At 32.7% G+C, this 18658-nt stretch carries 15 protein-coding genes; 12 read left to right on the top strand and 3 right to left on the bottom strand.

Annotation, left to right across the window (positions count from 1 at the left end):
* A partial coding sequence (locus PKK00_04930) for a transposase (protein HNW97741.1) occupies window positions 1–221 on the top strand: 221 nt, incomplete at its 5' end.
* Between the two features lie 227 nt (window positions 222–448).
* Window positions 449–853 (top strand): hypothetical protein, encoded by a 405-nt coding sequence (locus tag PKK00_04925; GenBank protein HNW97740.1) that lies wholly within the window; start codon window positions 449–451, stop codon window positions 851–853.
* A gap of 270 nt (window positions 854–1123) precedes the next feature.
* Here PKK00_04925 and PKK00_04920 read toward each other — a convergent pair whose 3' ends face one another.
* Window positions 1124–4111 (bottom strand): two-component regulator propeller domain-containing protein, encoded by a 2988-nt coding sequence (locus PKK00_04920; protein HNW97739.1) that lies wholly within the window; start codon window positions 4109–4111, stop codon window positions 1124–1126.
* A gap of 139 nt (window positions 4112–4250) precedes the next feature.
* Here PKK00_04920 and PKK00_04915 point away from each other — a divergent pair, with 139 nt between their 5' ends.
* From PKK00_04915 to hemW, 4 genes are all read left to right on the top strand, one after another.
* Window positions 4251–4841 carry an acetate uptake transporter gene (locus PKK00_04915; protein HNW97738.1) on the top strand — a complete coding sequence of 197 codons (591 nt, stop codon included), beginning with the start codon at window positions 4251–4253 and terminating at the stop codon, window positions 4839–4841.
* Between the two features lie 88 nt (window positions 4842–4929).
* A complete protein-coding gene (locus PKK00_04910; GenBank protein ID HNW97737.1) occupies window positions 4930–6321 on the top strand; it encodes a hypothetical protein in 1392 nt (463 codons plus the stop codon).
* A 230-nt stretch (window positions 6322–6551) separates the two neighbouring features.
* A complete protein-coding gene (locus tag PKK00_04905) occupies window positions 6552–7712 on the top strand; it encodes an alpha/beta hydrolase (GenBank protein HNW97736.1) in 1161 nt (386 codons plus the stop codon).
* A gap of 97 nt (window positions 7713–7809) precedes the next feature.
* On the top strand, window positions 7810–8940 hold the full coding sequence (gene hemW / locus PKK00_04900) for a radical SAM family heme chaperone HemW (GenBank protein HNW97735.1): 1131 nt from the start codon (window positions 7810–7812) through the stop codon (window positions 8938–8940).
* A 2-nt stretch (window positions 8941–8942) separates the two neighbouring features.
* Here hemW and PKK00_04895 read toward each other — a convergent pair whose 3' ends face one another.
* Both PKK00_04895 and PKK00_04890 read right to left on the bottom strand, forming a co-directional pair.
* Complete coding sequence (locus PKK00_04895; GenBank protein HNW97734.1) at window positions 8943–11576, bottom strand: DUF5686 and carboxypeptidase regulatory-like domain-containing protein; 2634 nt, start codon at window positions 11574–11576, stop codon at window positions 8943–8945.
* Window positions 11577–11649: 73 nt separating this feature from the next.
* Window positions 11650–12807, bottom strand: a complete 1158-nt coding sequence (locus PKK00_04890) for a hypothetical protein (GenBank protein ID HNW97733.1) — start codon at window positions 12805–12807, stop codon at window positions 11650–11652.
* 131 nt (window positions 12808–12938) lie between these two features.
* On the opposite strand from PKK00_04890, the gene PKK00_04885 reads away from it, so the two are divergent.
* The 6 genes from PKK00_04885 (at window position 12939) to PKK00_04860 (ending at window position 18546) form a co-directional block, all read left to right on the top strand.
* Window positions 12939–14483, top strand: a complete 1545-nt coding sequence (locus tag PKK00_04885; GenBank protein ID HNW97732.1) for a GH3 auxin-responsive promoter family protein — start codon at window positions 12939–12941, stop codon at window positions 14481–14483.
* A gap of 1 nt (window position 14484) precedes the next feature.
* A complete protein-coding gene (locus PKK00_04880) occupies window positions 14485–15126 on the top strand; it encodes a LysE family transporter (protein HNW97731.1) in 642 nt (213 codons plus the stop codon).
* 107 nt (window positions 15127–15233) lie between these two features.
* Window positions 15234–16250: a glycosyltransferase family 9 protein gene (locus PKK00_04875; protein ID HNW97730.1), complete on the top strand. Its 1017-nt coding sequence runs from the start codon at window positions 15234–15236 to the stop codon at window positions 16248–16250.
* A gap of 1 nt (window position 16251) precedes the next feature.
* Window positions 16252–16878: a porin family protein gene (locus PKK00_04870; protein ID HNW97729.1), complete on the top strand. Its 627-nt coding sequence runs from the start codon at window positions 16252–16254 to the stop codon at window positions 16876–16878.
* Complete coding sequence (locus PKK00_04865; GenBank protein ID HNW97728.1) at window positions 16871–17440, top strand: UbiX family flavin prenyltransferase; 570 nt, start codon at window positions 16871–16873, stop codon at window positions 17438–17440. Before PKK00_04870 ends, PKK00_04865 begins: the two co-directional genes overlap by 8 nt.
* Complete coding sequence (locus PKK00_04860; GenBank protein HNW97727.1) at window positions 17422–18546, top strand: metallophosphoesterase; 1125 nt, start codon at window positions 17422–17424, stop codon at window positions 18544–18546. Before PKK00_04865 ends, PKK00_04860 begins: the two co-directional genes overlap by 19 nt.
* Window positions 18547–18658: the final 112 nt, after the last annotated feature.

Genomic DNA, 18658 nt, shown 5'->3' with positions numbered 1-18658 from the left:
ATTGGTATGAGGCAGTAGAGGATTGCGACATTGATGAAATGACAAACTTTAAATCATTAGTTGAAAGCAACGAAAATGATATATTGGCTTATTTTACTAATGGACAAACAAATGCTATTGCTGAAAATCTAAACGGTAGAATAAAAAAGTTTATGGCGTCTAATCAAGGTGTAAGAAATCGTGACTTTTTCTTCTTTAGAATTATAAACTTTTTCTCATAGCACCTCAAAAAAAGAAATTGCCGAAATATTTTTATTAATAACTGGCTTTCCAATGTATGTATGATTATGGCTATTACAAATTTTACATGTTGTTTTTAAAGTCATAATTGATAATAAAACTGTCTTAATCAATAGTTCGGTAAAAATTAAAGGTATTAACAAAAGTATGTAAAAAACTTTTAAGGAATACCCCAACAGGGAAAAAGAAAAAGCATCAAGCTTTGTTTATGACGAACATTGAACTTGATGCTAATAATAAGAGCAAGGCTCTTATCAGTGCAATAATAGGAAAAATGTCGGGAATAAACAAATCCCGCCAACGATTTATGATAACGATATTGATGTTGTATTTAGGATTAAGAGGTCGATATAATTTTCAGAACATGTCACGTTACGGAGAGTATAGCGAACAAACATACAGGAATCAATTTGATAAACCGTTTGATTTTATGGAATTCAATTCTGTATTAATAAAAGGTAATTGCTCAGGTCATTTACTAAACGCCTTTGATCCGAGCTATATACCTAAGAGCGGAAAAGAGACAGAACATATTGGGTTATTGTTAATAATCGGCATTGTTGTTTCGTTTTTCTTTTGCATTTTCTTTTTTTTGTTATTAAAAATGCAGTAAAGAATGTATCTTTGTAATTGTATTAATCTATACGGAATAAAGTGTTTAAGCACTTTTTACCAATTATTTCTACAAAAAACTCCAAATAAGTGGAGCTTTTTACATTCCAACCAGCAATTGGTAAGGAATAAAACTTCACCAATTCGTAATAAGGCTTGTTTTACTGCTTTATTAAGTTAGATATTTATTTCTAATTAATAAAATAATGGCAATTGGTATTACAACTGAAGATTTACAATGTTGGTGAGCAATACAGAAGGAAAATGTAATTTATTTTATTAAAGGAATATTTATTTCAACCCTGGTTCCGGTGGCTTTGCCTTGTTCATCCTTCAGGTCAATGTAGTTGATTTGCATATCGATATTGTTCAGGGTGCTGATTAATTTCAGCCTGTTGCCCGTTATCTTCGTCCCATGCGATTCGTAGGTGCGCGTCTTCTTACTCTTTATCTCGGCTGCTTTTTCTCTGCCTACTCCATTATCGGTTATCGTGCAATGTATCTTGTTTTCTATTATCTTTAACTCTATCTCTAATTTTCCTTCTCCTTCTTCCTTATGCATCAATCCATGCCATATCGAATTCTCTACATATGGTTGTAGTAATAATGGTGGTATTTTGTAAATATTTGTTTCAAGGTTTGGGTCGATCGTGATGTTGTATTCAAACTTTTCCTTAAAGCGCAACGATTCTAATTCTATATATAAACCCAAAGCTTCCAATTCTTCTTGTATCGTGATTAACTGGTGTTGGGAATTATTCAGTATGATGCGCATCAATCTCGAAAATTTTGCAAGGTATCGGTTTGAAGTAGTCTTGTCGTTTTTAAGTATGTAGTATTGAATCGAATTTAGTGAATTGAAAATAAAGTGTGGGTTCATTTGTTGGCTTAATGCCTGTTGCATGTATTTATTCAATTGCATTTTCAATTCATTGGTCTTTTTTATAGCTTTTACCCTGAAATAAAAAATCATACGTATAACAACAGCAATAAATAAAACGCATAAACCTATGAACCACCAGGTTTTCCAAAAAGGTGGACGTATTATAAATTCTACTGTGGCGGGGTTAGTGCTATAAACTCCATCTTTATTCATGGCATAAACTTCAAATTTATATTTACCATCAGGCAACATAGGATAAAAAATTGTTGGGGTTTTAGTATACACCCATTCTTCATTGGCTCCTGATAATCTATATTTATATACTACATTTCCTGCTGTTCTATATGTCAAACCTACAAAATTGATTTCTATGAAATTCTTATCATATGGTAACGTATATGTCGATTGAACTAGTGTATCATCGTTCATTATTTTTATACCTGTTATATAAACAGGTGGTGGTGTTGTATTGGTATGAACTTCGTTCTTATTAAATATACACAATCCGTTTTTTGTTGCTACATATACTGAATCTCGCAATACCAATACGCTATTGATTTCGCTGGAGATTAAACCATCCGCCTTAGTATAACTTTCAATTGTAAACTTATTATTTTTTGAAATTATAATTTTGTTTAACCCTCCGCTACATGAAACCCAGATCACATTCTTATCAATAAATAAATGCTTAATATGATTACTGAGAAGTCCATCTTTTTCACTTATTTGTAAAACATTATTTCCTTTCATCACAAGAATTCCCGATCCTTTTGTAGCTATCAATATACAGCTATCTATATCAATTCTTTTTATTGATGTGATTCTATTTTTTAGTAGTGGGTTTTTATTTCCATAATATTTATATTCTCCGTTCTCAAATTTATATAAACCATCATTGCTGCCGAGCCAAAAGGTATTTGCTTTATCTTCAAGAATTGTATATGTGCGTAAAAAATATTTTGGAGAATTATACAAATACACCTTGTCTTGCAATACTCTACATAATCCTTTAGCTGCACCAAACCATATATCACCATCTTTCGTCTGTCCTATCTCATTAGTTTCACCGCTTAATGCACCTTTTAAAAGCGAGGAATCAGACATTAGATAAATTCTATCAAACTCTTTTAGATTATTATCTTTATATTGGTATAAATTTTTTCTCGTACCTACCCAAAATGTTCTATTAATAGAATCATATAAAAATGATGTTATTGATTTATTAGGATCATAAAAAAAAATTTTACTTATAATTTTATCTCCAATTATAAAATTTATACAAGGATTTAAATATGTCGCACTATAAACCAATTTCCCATTAGTGGCTAATATACTTTGTTCATCTTCGGCTAAGCCTTCTTTTGATGTATAAGTTTTATATTTAATAGATGGCAGAAAATATACTCCATCATACAAAGTAGTAAACCAATATCCGCCTTCTTTATCACATACTACACTGGTACCTGCTTTATTTTCTAAATAATGTTCCGGTTCTTTTGTTATATCTCCATCCCTAAAACAATAAAATCCACCAAATTGAGTCCCAACCCATAATTTATTTTTAGGGTCATTGTACAATGACAAAATCTTGTCTTTATTGAAAAAATATGAATCATAATGAGATGAATCATAAATAATATATAGATACCCTACTACAGAATAATATATTGCCTCTCTTTCATTAATTATCCCCAAATAAGGTAATGAAGATATGTTATCATTTTTATTTAATTTTATTGTAAATTCTTCTTTGTCAGAAACTATTGTTAATTTATGAAAATTATTATATTTATATGCCATTGTATCAATAATGATATCAATATATGTCTTTTTATTATTAATATATAAAACCGAATTGCTAAATGAACCACTTTTAAATTTATATACTATTCCCCCGTTTTTTCTTATTTCATAAATTCCTTTTCTATATATTCCAATACAAACATTATCCTGTTCATCAACACTAAATGTTTTATTTATAATATTAGGCACATCTCCAATATACTTTAAAAACTTATCATTATTCCAATACAAATGAATACTATCATTATAAAAATAGGATAACTTGGCTGAGCGAGAGATAAACCAAATGCGACCTTTGTAATCTTCATAAACTTCAAAAATTGTATTATCCGGTAAACCGTCTTTAGTACTATAGTTTGTGTATTTATATCCGTCAAAACGACTTACACCATAATCGGTGGCAAACCACATATAACCCTTGGAATCTTGTATTACCTGGTACACCTGATTACTTGGAAGTCCGTCTTCTGTTGTATAATTTTTAAAATTATATTGCTGGGAAAAAATATGAGTTGAAAAAAAGAAAATAAAAACAGAGACAAGTAAAAATTTTCTATTTATGGTTTCTATCATTTGGTATTCAATTAAACAACAAAGATAAAATCTGTTTTGCTTTATCCAAACAAACTTTTTATTTCAAATATAATCATATGTTTGTTATTTAAATTTTTTCTGTATACTTGTTGCAGCAAACTAACTAACTTAATCATATATGGAAAACCAAAACTTAATTTTAAGGGATAATACCGCAAACCCTGCACCATTAGGGCTTACAGGCTTTGCCTTAACAACCATACTTCTTAATTTACATAATGCCGGATACTTTGCATTAGGCAGCACTATACTTGCTATGGGTATTACTATAGGTGGAATAGCACAGGTAATTGTTGGAATTATGGAATGGAAAAAGAATAATACGTTCGGGACAACCGCATTTGCAGCTTATGGTTTTTTTTGGCTATCATTAGTGTTTGTTATTATTCTTCCCAAAATGGGATATGGCTCTGCTGCTGATAAAAATGAAATGGCATCGTACCTTGCTGTCTGGGGAATATTTACAATATTTCTTTTCATTGGAACATTCCGTATAAGCGTTGCGCTTCAATTACTCTTTGGAACTCTTGCACTTTTATTTTTCCTTCTTGCAATTGGCGATGCCACCGAAAGTACAGTATTAAAAACTTTTGCAGGATACGAAGGAATCATTTGTGGTTTGATTGCATTATACTCTGCAATGGGACAAGTGTTAAATGAAATGTTTGGAAAAACTGTAATGCCACTTGGTATAGTTAAAAAGAAATAATTTTTTTCAAAAGGTTTCCTCTCTGTATTTTTTTCTATCATAGTTTTCTAATAATACTATATTTGCCGCGAAATAAATAAATCAATTTATGAAAAATATTTTCGTTGTATTGCTTACTAGTATTTTACCTTCAATCGTATTTTCACAAAATAAAGAACAAAAATTCGGAATTGATTTTTCAGGATTTGTAAAAAATGATTTCTTCTGGGATTCACGACAGAATGTATCCTTGCGCGAAGGACATTTTTTATTATACCCATCGCCCGTTTCTGCTGATGCAGAAGGCAATGATATTAATGCAAAATCAAATTTCAATTTTCTTTCAATACAATCACGCTTAACCGGGAAAATAAGTGGACCTGATGCGTTCAAAGCAAAAACATCAGGTGTTATTGAAGCTGATTTCTTTGGAAATGAGAATACGAATTTCTCTGATGTAAATGGTTTCCGCTTGCGTCACGCTTATGCAAAATTAAACTGGAAGAAAACAGAATTATTATTCGGACAAACATGGCATCCTATGTTTATCGCAGGTTGCTATCCCGGAGTAGTATCGTTCAATACTGGTTCTCCTTTTCAACCATTCTCAAGAAATCCTCAAGCCAAATTCACATATAAATTTGGTAAAATAAATGTTGTTGCTTCTGCAAATTCTCAAAGAGATTTTGCAAGTCCGGGTGGTTCCTCTGTTACATTACGTAACTCAGCTATTCCTGAAATGCATGCGCAAATAATCTATGGAACAAAAAACGATTCTTTAAAAAAAGAATTTCTTATCGGAATTGGCGGTGGCTACAAAACACTGGTACCAAGACTTTACAGCGAAGTAATTACAACTCCTGAAAAATATATCCTTGATACTGCCACCAATACTGTAACCCATACATATGCTGTAACAACTAAATATAAAACCGACGAAAAAGTTGGAGGTTATACAGCATATGGTTTCATGAAATATAAAATTCCTGCTCTTACTTTCAAATTATACGGTGTATACGGACAAAATCTTTTTGATATGACCATGCTTGGCGGTTATGCTGTTTGCGGGATTACTGATTTACAAAAAGATTTTAAAGACTATGTTTCATATAATATTTTTTCAACCTGGGCCGAAATTCAAACAAATGGAAAAAGAGTACAAGCCGGATTATTTGCAGGTTTCACTCAAAATCGAGGTGCTGATAAAAAAATTATTTCCTACAGTTTACCTGCTGCCATTCCTGTTGCAAGTAATCCTTATCCCATTACTACTGCTGCAATCAACAGAGGTGCTGATATAAAAAGTATTTACCGGATTGCCCCGCGTTTAATTTTTATCTCTGAAAAATTTCAGTTCATGACCGAACTTGAATATACCTCTGCTGCTTATGCGACAAAGAATGCTTCAGGAACATTAAACAGAGATGAAAAAGGCGTAATTACTGATGCAGATTATGTTTCTAATATTCGTTTCTTATTTGCAGTGCAATATAATTTCTAAAGAAGAATTTATTCCATACTTTTTAAAATAGATTTGAAAAAACCTCAAATCTATTTTTTTGCCTTCTTTGTTCCTAAATCCTTTTAAATATATAGGTATACCTTAATTTACATTTTGGTATATCAAAATACCTATAAATATTATCATTATTGATTTTAATATTAAAATAATTTATATATTTGTTGTAGAATTTTAAAATGTCATAAGTATACTTTTAAAAAACTAACGCTATGAAAAAAATCAACATTCTATTAAGTATTTTTTTATTTTTTATGATGCAGTTTCACGTAATATCGCAAATTGCACCCACTTCATCGCCTTACTATGTTGATGGACCTTACTCTATCACTTCTGATAGTGTTACTGTAAGCAGTAAAAAGGTAGTAATATATCATCCCGTAACAGCGCCAACCGGAGTTAAATACCCTGTGTTTATTTTTCAGCCGGGTGCAAATGGGTTATTCAGCAGTGCCATTAATGTTCACTCTTACGATCTGTATCTTAAACATCTTGCAATATATGGTTATGTAGTTTTGGTGATTGATGAGACAGCAGCAGGAATGCCTAATGGAACAACTTTTAAAGCCGTTCACGATTGGTTTTTAACAAATGTTACCAATACAAGTAGCTTGCTTTATACCTATGCCGATTCTTCTAAAGTGGCTATTGGCGGTCATTCTAATGGTGGCGTAAATGCATCAGGTTGTTTGGTTGACCGTCCCGGAAAAATTGATGCTATTGTTTATTTTGCATCGTATCCAAGTAATAATATTCTTGTAACTCAGGATGTAAGCGGATATACAGGAAAAGTACTCGACCTTGCAGGAGCTGACGATCAATCAAGCAAACCGGCAGATTGTCTGATAGGGTATAATTCATTTACTTCTGCAAACTGTGCTTATTGGGTTTTAATTACAGGTATGGATCATGGCGGTTTTGGCGATTATGTAAATACATCGCAACCTGTAGGTGCAATTGGAAGGACTGATGCCACTGCTACCGTCAGACATTATTTTGTTAGTTTCTTAAATTATATTTTTAAAAATGATGTTGTTGCACAGTCAAATTTTGAAACCACAGTTTTACAGCCGAGCACTACTAATCAATTTACTAACTCATGCATTACAACAATTATTGAAGAGAACTATGAAAATAATTTTAAATTCTATCCTAACCCTGTAAATAATTTTGCTCAATTATATTCAATAGAAAATATCAATAGCTTTAAACTCATTGATATCACCGGAAAAGATGTTACAAATTATTTAAAAACTAATACAACTGATATTCATAATTTTTTATTTGATTTCTCTGATATTAATAATGGACTTTACCTTCTTTATATACAAGGCAACGAAAGTAAACCTATCAAAATAAATGTCATACATTAATTGATGTTTGTATTCGCATAAAAAACCGCTATAACAAGCGGTTTTTTTATTTACCCTAAAAAATATTTATCCTTAACTTCGCAATAAAATTTTTAAAATGGCAGGAATATATATTCATATTCCATTTTGTAAAAGCAAATGCATTTATTGCAATTTCTACTCTGTTGCTTCATCAACTTACATTGATTTATTTTTTGAATCATTACAAAAAGAAATCTTGCTTCAAAAAAATTATTTGGAAAATGAAAAAATTGAAACCATATATTTTGGTGGCGGAACTCCTTCATTGTTACCTTCATCATATATTTCAAAAATAATTGAACAAATTCATAAAACATTTGATGTCATCAATAATTCCGAAATCACTTTGGAAGCAAATCCCGATGATGTTTCATCAGCCAAACTCAAAGAATGGAAAAGTGCTTCAATAAACCGTTTGAGTATTGGTGTTCAGTCGTTCGATGATGAAGATTTAAAATATTTAAAACGTGCGCATAATGCTTCACAAGCCGAGGCATCGGTAAAACGTAGTCAGGATGCAGGTTTTGAAAATCTGAGTATCGATTTCATTTACGGGATTCCTTCGCAAGCAGAAGAAGCATGGAAAGAAAATATTCACAAAGCAGTTTCATTTCTTGTTCCTCATATTTCAGCATATTGTCTTACTGTTGAAGAAAAAACTTTACTTTACAAACAGATTCAATCAAAAAAAGTTCAACCAATCGACGAAGAACAGGGCATTTCACATTTCAGAATATTAATTGATGAAATGAAAAAAAATAATTACCTGCATTATGAAATCAGTAATTTTTGTAAAGACGGATATTTTTCAAAACATAATACTTCTTACTGGAAAGGCTGTAAATACCTGGGACTTGGTCCTGCCGCACATTCGTTTAATATTTTATCGCGACAATGGAATGAAGCAAGTCTGCCAAAATATTTGAAAAGTATTTCAGAAGGTAAACTGCCAGCCGAGAAAGAGATTTTAACTACCGAGCAAAAACTAAATGAATATATTCTTACATCGCTAAGAACCATGTGGGGGTGCGATTTACAGCATATTGAAAAAACATTTGGAGGGTCAGAAAAATCAAGGATAGTAAATCTTTCAAAAAAATATTCTGAAAAAAAATACATTGAAATAAATGACAATAAAATTTTTCTTACTGATGTCGGAAAATTATTTGCTGATGGAATAGCTTCCGATTTTTTTATTACAGATTAATTTTAATAATCCCACTTTTTACTATAACTGTTATAGAAATTCACTCCGAATTTTAAAGTGAAATCTGCTTTGCTTAAGTTGTTATCGGCAGTTACAGCAAACACACCTATGCGGAACAATTCACGGCGAATACGAATAACACGTTCGAGTCCGCCAAAGACTTCAGCTTGCCGAAAACCGTTTTCCTGCATCATCAATCCTCCGCCTCCTGCAGCCAGTCCTATTCGCAGACGACTCATCAAAGGAATCTTATCCATAATGGCTCCTTCAAAATGATGAATAAAATTAAATTGAAAAAATGCCGAAGAACTGTTTAATGTTGGGCCTAATAGCTGCAATGTTCTTGAAGGACTGCTGAAAAATATTTTATCGGAACCTCTGAAATATTTATATTCAAGTATCCTTAAACTTTCCTTATTCACGAACGAGCCGCCTTTTACCGACCAATTAAACCTACCCCATCGCGCAATTTTTATTTCGTAATTCGTACCTAACTCAAAATAATCGAAATTCACTTCGCTATTCAGGATATCCGGAACACCCTTCCTCCAAAGGAAAGTAAGCTCAGGCCAATTACTTCCTAAAATAATTTTACGGTTTTTTCGCATCACATATTTCTGATGAAATAAATATCTCATCTCTAATTGAAATTCTGATTTGGTATATCTTACAAAATCAAGCGGAGTGTTCACTTCACCGAAAATACTATTAGACCATTGATCCAAATGCATTCCGGCAATTGGCGTCTGATCGGAATAAATATAAGTAAGCTCGGCAAATAAACCATTTATAACTTCCATTCTTTGTGCAATACTGAATGTTTGTGTGCGCGCATAATTGCTTCTGCTAAACATTGAACTTATAGATGCATTGCTGTTTACCTGGTCGTAATAATCACCAAAACGAATGAAAGTTCTCACAAATTTTTTCGGAAAATATGTTAGTCCTACTCCTATTTTCCCGCGTAAATCCTTATTGTTAAAGCCATAATTCAAAAGCTCGTCAGTTTCCAATAAATAATCATTCGGAAATCTTTTATAAAGAGTAAAACCAAGTGTATGTCTGTAGCCCCCTATTCCCAATGGATTTATTTGTGCGACCAAAGGATTTATAAAATAAACAATTTGTTTTTTGCGGTTTACCTGGCTAATCCCTTTATATAAAACATTCCAAATATCAATGTGGTTAGTTGATGAATCGGTTTTAAAAATATATTCATCGCTATTGTAATATGCCGATAAACTATCGGTTTTCCTGATGAATTTCTTTTCATTCAAAGTAAGTTCGAATGGCCTGTTTTCAGCCCACCATGCAGAATCTTTATCGGTTGCCGTTTCCTGGTATTCCTTAACTTCAGAAGAAAATGTTTTTGGAGGGATAGTGTCGTTTAAATTATAATCCGAATAAACAATACTTGTTACACCTGTTATATTCCTTCTTCCTTCTTTGATCTCATATGTAAAAGTACTTTTTGCTGGAACACTTATTCCCGAGATTGTTTTATAATCCTGTTGTATTCTGAAACTTTTACAGAACAACAATACATCAGAATTAATTTTCAAATCGACCGAATGCAGCTCCCATGTACTGTCGTGTACATCAATTGTGCCGCTGTACAATGCATCTGCCGGGAATAAAGGTTTGACTCTGATCTTATAATATTTTTTATTATCGCTGTAATAAACACCTTCGTAATCGTAAACATACGACAATGCTGAACCCGGCGCAAGTGGCGACAATAAAGGCTTTATACAAATTGAAGGTTGTGTAATTGTAGGTTTATAAAAATTAAAATCTGCGGTTGAAGCATTATTGATAATCACATATGGATCGGTGTACTGATAGCCATTTCCGGCAACAAAGCCACCCGACATATCAGAACCGGAAATAATATAAAAATATCCGGGCCACCTTATATTGTATAAATTTTCAGCTATTACCGATTCTTTATATTTTGCAGGTCGTTCAAAATAAATTTTTGAAATAACTTCATCAAGATCCGAAACATATTGTACCATCTTGATTTCTTCTTTTTTATTTCTGGTGGTATCTTTGCTATGCAGTTTGGCTTCTTTTTTTAATTCTCTTTTTATTTCACGTTTTGTTTTTTTTATTTCAGTATTATTTAAACCGGCCTCAACGCTATCTCTTTGTTTCTTTTCGACAGAATCCATTACAAGCTTGGGCTCAATATTTTCGAGCGAAATACGGCGATACGTTATACACTGATAATTCCGAACCGAATCAAGATAATCTTTTCTTTTATCTTTTACATTCTGAATTATTGATTTTCCAAGATCGCGTGTATTGGATGTAACAATTGCTTCATTCAACAGTTTTGCATTAATACTAAAAACAGTATCAAATTTGAATTGTGCTTTTCCATTTATGAATAATTCTTTTTCGATGGTGTTATATCCCATCATTTTGAAAACAACAGTTTGTTTTCCTGTTTTTACAGAAATCTGATACGAACCATTTTTATCAGTAATAACGCCTGCCTCGCCATTTTTAATATAAATGTTAGCACCCGGAACCGGAACCCCGCTTTCATCAGTAAGTACACCATTCAGCGTTTGACAGGAAACAGCCGATTGTATAAAAATAAATATTAATAGAAAAAAGTTTCTCAGCACAAGTTTATAAACGGATAAAAATTAATTTTAGTTTATCCTTTCTTATTTTTTAAACAAAATTACGTAACAGCAATTACTTAGATGCGGTCTTTATTTTTTTCTTTTTAACAATTTTTTCTTTTTTGATTAAAGCTGACGTGTCTGGTTTGATGGTATCGGTTTTCAATTTTATTCTCATAAATACCGGTTGATGGTCGGAGAATTCAAAATCATCGGAAATGGTTTTATTTTCGAGTACTTCAACATTTGGAGATACTACAAAATAATCTATGACGGTTGTTTTTGTTTTTCCTTTTTTATATGCTTCGTTTACGTTCCTGTTAGAAGGTTTTGATTTATCATAAATCCATTTCCATCCTTTAGGTAAAAACCCAGTATCAATTGCAGGGCATGCCGTACAATTTGCATTACCATCCGAAATTTTTGCCTGGTTGAAACCGGGAGGATTTCTATTCCAGTCGCCACCAGCAATCACATAATTCCCTCTTGCGTATTCATCAAGCATAATCGATTTGATGATATAAGCTTCTACTTCGCGCAATTCAACTGCATCATCAAAAGCTGAATTATGAGTGTTCAGCACAATAATTTTTTTCCCGTTTGAAAAATTATAACGGGTATAAATCAAACAGCGGTCGAGCATCATCACATTTTTTGGCCATGCATAACCTGAATGATATGAATATCGGTAGGCTTCAACGGGATTTATTTTTGAAAGCGTAATCATTCCTGAAAGCACATTTCCCATAGGATTGAAAACAGGCAATGGAACAAATTTCACATCATAGTTTTTGGCAAACATAAATGCATACAAAGGTTTGAATTTTTTTATCAGGTCGGCTTCATTGGTATAATAGCTCCTTTTAGCGCTTGTATCAACTTCCTGCAACATGATGATGTCTATTGTGTCGAAGCCCGAAATCTTATTTATCACGCCGTTCAGGTATTTTTGAAAATCTTCTCTTGAAGGTCTGACTTTTTTCCCGCCATCATAAAAGAAATCCATATCCTTGCCAAGCCCGCAATAGCCAATATTCCAGCTTAAAAGGCTTATTACGGTATCGGGACTATCATAACATGCCTTGCCCGAGATATTAATTTTTTCTTTGCTTTCGGGTTTATAATCTTTTGAAGTATCATATATGATAATTCCTCCGAAATATAGTATTACTGCAAGAAATACAAAAAGAATAATACAAAAAAAGATTTTTATGATTTTTTTAATTTTCATTTTCAGTAAGTTGGTATAAATTAATGAAATAATAAGATATGCGAATTTAAATAAGAAACAGTTATGTTATTAGTGTATAAGTATATTTTTTTTAATTTTACACTTTTATAGTTTTAACTAAAATCTGATTAATGCCTTTATTAGGATCAATTATCAAAAGTGCTATTGAACTGAGGAGCAAGATACCGCTTGATTCGCTCAAGCCAAAGCCGCATATAGCACAAAAGCATACACTAAAAAAATTATTAAGAAAAGCCAGTATTACAGCTTTTGGAGAACATTATAACTTTTCAGAATTATTGAAAGAAAAAAATCTTGTTTCCGCATTTCAGCAAAAAGTACCCGTAAGTGATTATAATCTTATTTTCAGAAAATGGTGGTACCGCTCGCTTAACGGGGAACCATTTGTATGCTGGCCCGGAAGAATAAAATATTTTGCACTAAGTTCGGGAACATCCGAAGCATCCAGCAAGTATATTCCGGTTACCAGTGACATGCTTAAAGCAATTCAGAAGACAAGCGTGAGGCAAATATTTTCGCTGGCACGCTATGAATTTTCAAATGATTTTTTTGAAAAAGGAATATTAATGCTTGGCGGAAGCACCCATTTACAATACAACGGAACTTATTACGAAGGCGATCTATCAGGAATCACTGCCGGAAATATTCCATTCTGGTTTCAACATTTTTATAAACCCGGAAAAAGAATATCGAAAGAACGTAACTGGCCAACCAAACTGGAAGAAATCATAAAAAATGCGCCTAACTGGGACATTGGCGTTATCTGCGGTGTTCCGGCATGGATACAAATCCTTCTTGAAAGAATCATTCAAACTTATAACCTGAATAATATTCATGATATATGGCCAAACTTCTCCATCTACGTTCATGGAGGCGTTTCGTTATCACCATACGTAAAAGGCTTTGAAAAATTATTAGGCAAACCTATAACTTATATTGAAACATACCTGGCATCTGAAGGATTTATTGCATATCAGAGCAGGCCCAATACCAGTTCTATGGAATTGGTTCTGGATAATGGATTGTTCTTTGAATTCGTTACTTTTAATGAAGAAAATTTTGATGATGACAATAATATAAAAAGCACGGCAAAAGCAATTACTATTGAAGATGTAGAAGAAGGTAAAGAATACGCGTTACTTTTATCATCCTGTGCCGGTGCATGGCGATATCTTGTTGGCGACACGATTAAATTCACTTCAAAAGAACGAAGCGAAATTGTGATTACCGGAAGGACAAAACATTTCTTAAGTCTTTGCGGCGAGCATCTTTCGCAGGAAAACATGAACAGGGCAATACAAATGCTCGAAGACGAATTTAATATTGAAGTCCGCGAGTTCACTGTTGCCGGAATAAAATATGAAAGTATGTTTGCTCATAAATGGTATATCGGAACAGATAACCAAATTGATGCAAATCTCGTAAAAACCAAAATAGACGAATACCTTAAAATATTAAACGACGATTATCGTGTGGAAAGAATTGCAGCCATAAAAGAAATTTTTGCCGAAATTGTTCCAACAGAAGTTTTTTATAGTTGGATGAAACAAAAAGGAAAAGAAGGTGCACAGAATAAGTTTCCACGCGTATTGAAAAACGAAAAATTAACAGATTGGGAAAACTTTCTTACTGAATACAAAAAATCGCAAACTTAAAATGATTCGTATATTATTTGAAGGCATTATCTGGGGTTTTATCATCTCTATTTCTTTTGGTCCTGCTTTTTTCACCATTATTCAAACAGGCATCGATAGAGGTTTTAAACCCGCCATATATATGGCCCTCGGAATTCTTACATGCGATTTATTTTTAATACTTTTATGTTTTTTGGGACTCTCTTCAATTTATGAATCCAAAGAAAATAAATTATATATAGGTTTTATCGGAGGGATTATTCTAATAATATATGGTACATATACTTTTTTTAAAAAACCCGATATTCTTAGAAGAAGAAGCCCCAATTATAAAACTCCCGATAAAAATCAAAAACATATCAAATATGTTGTAAAAGGTTTTTTTCTAAACATTGCCAATCCTTTTATATTATTCATCTGGTTAACGGCAATGTTATCCGTTAAAGCACAATCGGAACCCGGCAAACTTTTAGATAATTCCATTGTGTTTTTTTCCGGGACACTTACAACCATTTTTGGTTTTGATGTTTTAAAAAGCTTTATCGGAAATAAAATAAAAAAATATTTAAGACCAAGAATTCAGCTTCGAATCAATCACCTTGTTGGTATTTTACTTGTTGTTTTCGGAATCATTTTAATGATCCGTGTTATAGAAATCTTCTGATATTAATTATTCCTGTTAACCTGACAAGACATAATTCTTTTTAAAATTCTGATTTTAATAAAGTATTTTATTTCAATAAATTTATATCTTTGTTACAAACCAGAACAATGTCCTATAAACGCATACTGATAAGCCGCACTGATGGCATCGGCGATGTAGTGCTTGCACTCCCTGTTGCAGGGGTTTTAAAACATCTCTTTCCGCAATCAACCATTATCTTTATGGGAAGAAATTACACAAAACCTATTGCTGACTCCTGCTCTTATATCGATGAATTTATTGCATGGGATGACATTGAAAAACATGAAAGCGAAAAAGAACGTATTAAAGAACTAAAAAAAGTAAAAGCAGAAGTTATTGTGCATATTTTCCCGAGAAAAGAAATTGCCACATTAGCAAAAAAAACAGGTATACCTCTGCGTGTTGGAACTTCAAATCGTTACTATCACTGGCTTACATGTAACAGTATTATCAAATTATCGCGTAAAAGTTCGCCCCATCATGAAGCACAGTTAAACTTAAAACTTTTATTCAGCCTGGGGGCAAAGAAACGTTACGAAAAGCATGAGATCCCAAAATTTTACGGGTTAACCAAAATCGAAAAACTAAAACCTGAATTCTATACTCTTCTTGATAATAAAAAATTCAATCTGATCATACACCCAAAATCAAAAGGCAGTGCCAGAGAATGGGGTATGAAAAATTATTCAGAATTAATTAAAATTCTTCCTGAAGATAAATTTAAAATATTTATTTCAGGAACAGAGGAAGAACAGGAACATGTAAAATTGCATTTGATAGATCCTTACTCAAAGGTAACTGCATTACCCGGTAATATGCCCTTATCACAATTTATTAGTTTTATTGCAGCTGCTGATGGTGTATTGGCTGCGAGTACCGGTCCATTACATATTGCAGCAGCTCTCGGAAAAGTTGCTGTAGGATTATATGCTCCTATGCGTCCGATACATCCAGGGCGCTGGGCTCCGCTGGGGTTACATGCATATTTCCTTGTAAAGGATAAAAAATGCAATAAATGCCGAAAGAAAAAACATTGTGAATGCATTGAAAGTATTTCACCCGAAACCGTAAAACAAAAACTGATACATATTTCTGAAATCTGAAATGAAAAAAATTTTTCTACCGTTAATCATCTTCATGTATATGTGCATTAATATGAATGCACAAAGTTTTAACGGCGGCCTTATTGGGGGCTTTTCCACCAGCCAGGTTGATGGGGATACTTATGCCGGTTACCATAGAATAGGACTGAATGTGGGCGCATTTGTCAATCATGGGTTAACAAAAAACTTATTATGGCAAATGGAACTTAAATTTATTCAGAAAGGAAGTTATAAAAACCAAAACCCAGATATTGGTGATTACTTTATTTACAATCTTCGTTTAAATTATTTTGAAGTTCCTTTCTTAATCCGTTATGTTCATAAAAATAAATTTTCGGTGGAAGCAGGCATTGCTTTCGGATACCTTGCAAAATCAAAAGAAGGCAACCAGGATGGCGAATTCCCTTATGACCCTAATATCCCCAATTTTCATAAGTTTGAATTGAGTTCACAACTCGGAGCATATTATTATTTTACTGATAATTTTTGGATAAATACTCGATACTCCTATTCCATTTTACCTATACGCCCACATGCCAGCGGAGCAGTATACCTTATGAATCGCGGAGAATACAATAATGTTATTCAATTTGCCTTATATTATTGTTTTGGAAATAAAAATGACTGATAAAAAAATAATCATAGCGGTTACAGGTGCAAGTGGAGTGATATACACAAAACTTCTTTTTAAAAAATTATTGGAAATAAAATTTCCGATAAAAAATATTGCAGTAATTTTCTCGGACAATGCACGCGAAGTATGGAAATATGAATTACCAAAAGATAAAATAGAGAATCTTCCTTTTAAAATTTTTCGACCTGATGATTTTTATGCATCACCTGCATCAGGCTCTGCAGGCTTTGATGCAATGATTATTTGTCCGTGCACTATGGGAACGCTCGGGAAAATAGCATCAGGAATGGCAACCGATTTAATTACCCGTGCTGCTGATGTAATGTTAAAAGAAAGAAAGACCCTTATTCTTGTAACCCGCGAAATGCCTTTGAATCTTATTCATATCAATAACATGAAAACGATTACTGAAGCAGGAGGAATTATTTGTCCGGCATCACCTTCGTTTTATAGTTTGCCAAAAAATGCTGAAGAAAGCTATACAACCGTGATAAACAAAATCCTATCTTTAACAGGAATACATAAAGAAAATTTTATATGGGGCGAAACAAATTGATGATTCGAATTTATAAAAAAATATTTTTATCTGTTTTATTTTTTAACGCAGCCATGTTGCATTCACAGAATATTGCAGTAGTTGGCGATTTTGAAAACACACCGGTCCGTGTTGATTCTGTTGCCATGTTGGTAAAAAGCTGGAATCCTGATTTAATAGTTTTAACCGGTGATATTTTCGATGCGACTGCCGGAAGCACTATCGACACAATGGTTGGCAAATATTATTCGGATTACATTTTCCCTTACAACGGTGTTTTTGGAAGTACAGCAACAGTAAACAAATTTTATTCCTGCATAGGCAATCATGTTCTAAATGGTAACGGGCTTACCCAATTCCTGGATTACTTTACTTATCCGGGTAATGAAAGATATTATAAAGTTGAAATAGGAAATGTTTCATTTTATATTATAAACAGCAACCCTTCGGAAATAGATGGAGTTGCCGACACATCCGTTCAGGGTTTATGGTTAAAAAATGAATTATCAATGGCCGACAGCAACTGGAATATTGTTGTGTTTCATCATCCTCCTTACACATCAGGGGCACATCCTTCCCTTACATATATGCGATGGCCTTTTGGCGCGTGGGGAGCTGATGTTGTTATTAACGGTCATAATCATCAATATGAAAGATTGTCGGCTGAAGGAATTACTTATTTTGTAAATGGTACAGGAGGAGCTGCTCTTTATAGTACATACACTCAAATCCCCGAAAGTCAATTTATTTATACCGAATGCTGGGGCGCTCAACTGGTACAACCTTATGCCGACAGCATCGTGTTCAGCTTTTACAATATCAGGGATTCTCTTATCGACCGATATGTGATTCATAAAAATCCATTAAGCATTGAAAACCATATAAAAGTTTTTTCTGATATTCTTCAAAATCATATTGAAATCGGATTTTCAGGAATCAACCCTGGCAATATTTATAACGTTGAAGTTTACGATATACAAGGTCGACTCATAAAAAGCAAACAAAATATAAAACCTGAAAATAATAAATTGAGTGTAAGTATTTCTGATTTAATTTCCGGAATATATTTCATTAAAGTATTCGATAAAGCAACCCATAATTCAGCAAAATTCATTGTATCCCGATAATCATCACTTCCTGATTTATTAAATATTTTTCAGAGAAATCTTTTCTGAAAAACTGTTTATAAAAATTAATAATTACATTATTTAAAAATTCGCCGGTTGAACGGAACACATT

It is taken from the genome of Bacteroidales bacterium (assembly GCA_035353855.1).
Taxonomy (GTDB): Bacteria; Bacteroidota; Bacteroidia; order Bacteroidales; family CG2-30-32-10; genus DAOQAK01.
The sequence above is the reverse complement of the archived record's forward strand: the minus strand, read 5'-3'. Positions and strand labels throughout refer to the sequence as shown.

Coding starts and splice junctions, on each gene's coding strand:
- PKK00_04925 (HNW97740.1), top strand. CDS start 449: ATGACGAACATTGAACTTGATGCTAATAATAAGAGCAAGGCTCTTATC.
- PKK00_04920 (HNW97739.1), bottom strand. CDS start 4,111: ATGATAGAAACCATAAATAGAAAATTTTTACTTGTCTCTGTTTTTATT.
- PKK00_04915 (HNW97738.1), top strand. CDS start 4,251: ATGGAAAACCAAAACTTAATTTTAAGGGATAATACCGCAAACCCTGCA.
- PKK00_04910 (HNW97737.1), top strand. CDS start 4,930: ATGAAAAATATTTTCGTTGTATTGCTTACTAGTATTTTACCTTCAATC.
- PKK00_04905 (HNW97736.1), top strand. CDS start 6,552: ATGAAAAAAATCAACATTCTATTAAGTATTTTTTTATTTTTTATGATG.
- hemW (HNW97735.1), top strand. CDS start 7,810: ATGGCAGGAATATATATTCATATTCCATTTTGTAAAAGCAAATGCATT.
- PKK00_04890 (HNW97733.1), bottom strand. CDS start 12,807: ATGAAAATTAAAAAAATCATAAAAATCTTTTTTTGTATTATTCTTTTT.
- PKK00_04885 (HNW97732.1), top strand. CDS start 12,939: ATGCCTTTATTAGGATCAATTATCAAAAGTGCTATTGAACTGAGGAGC.
- PKK00_04880 (HNW97731.1), top strand. CDS start 14,485: ATGATTCGTATATTATTTGAAGGCATTATCTGGGGTTTTATCATCTCT.
- PKK00_04875 (HNW97730.1), top strand. CDS start 15,234: ATGTCCTATAAACGCATACTGATAAGCCGCACTGATGGCATCGGCGAT.
- PKK00_04870 (HNW97729.1), top strand. CDS start 16,252: ATGAAAAAAATTTTTCTACCGTTAATCATCTTCATGTATATGTGCATT.
- PKK00_04865 (HNW97728.1), top strand. CDS start 16,871: ATGACTGATAAAAAAATAATCATAGCGGTTACAGGTGCAAGTGGAGTG.
- PKK00_04860 (HNW97727.1), top strand. CDS start 17,422: ATGGGGCGAAACAAATTGATGATTCGAATTTATAAAAAAATATTTTTA.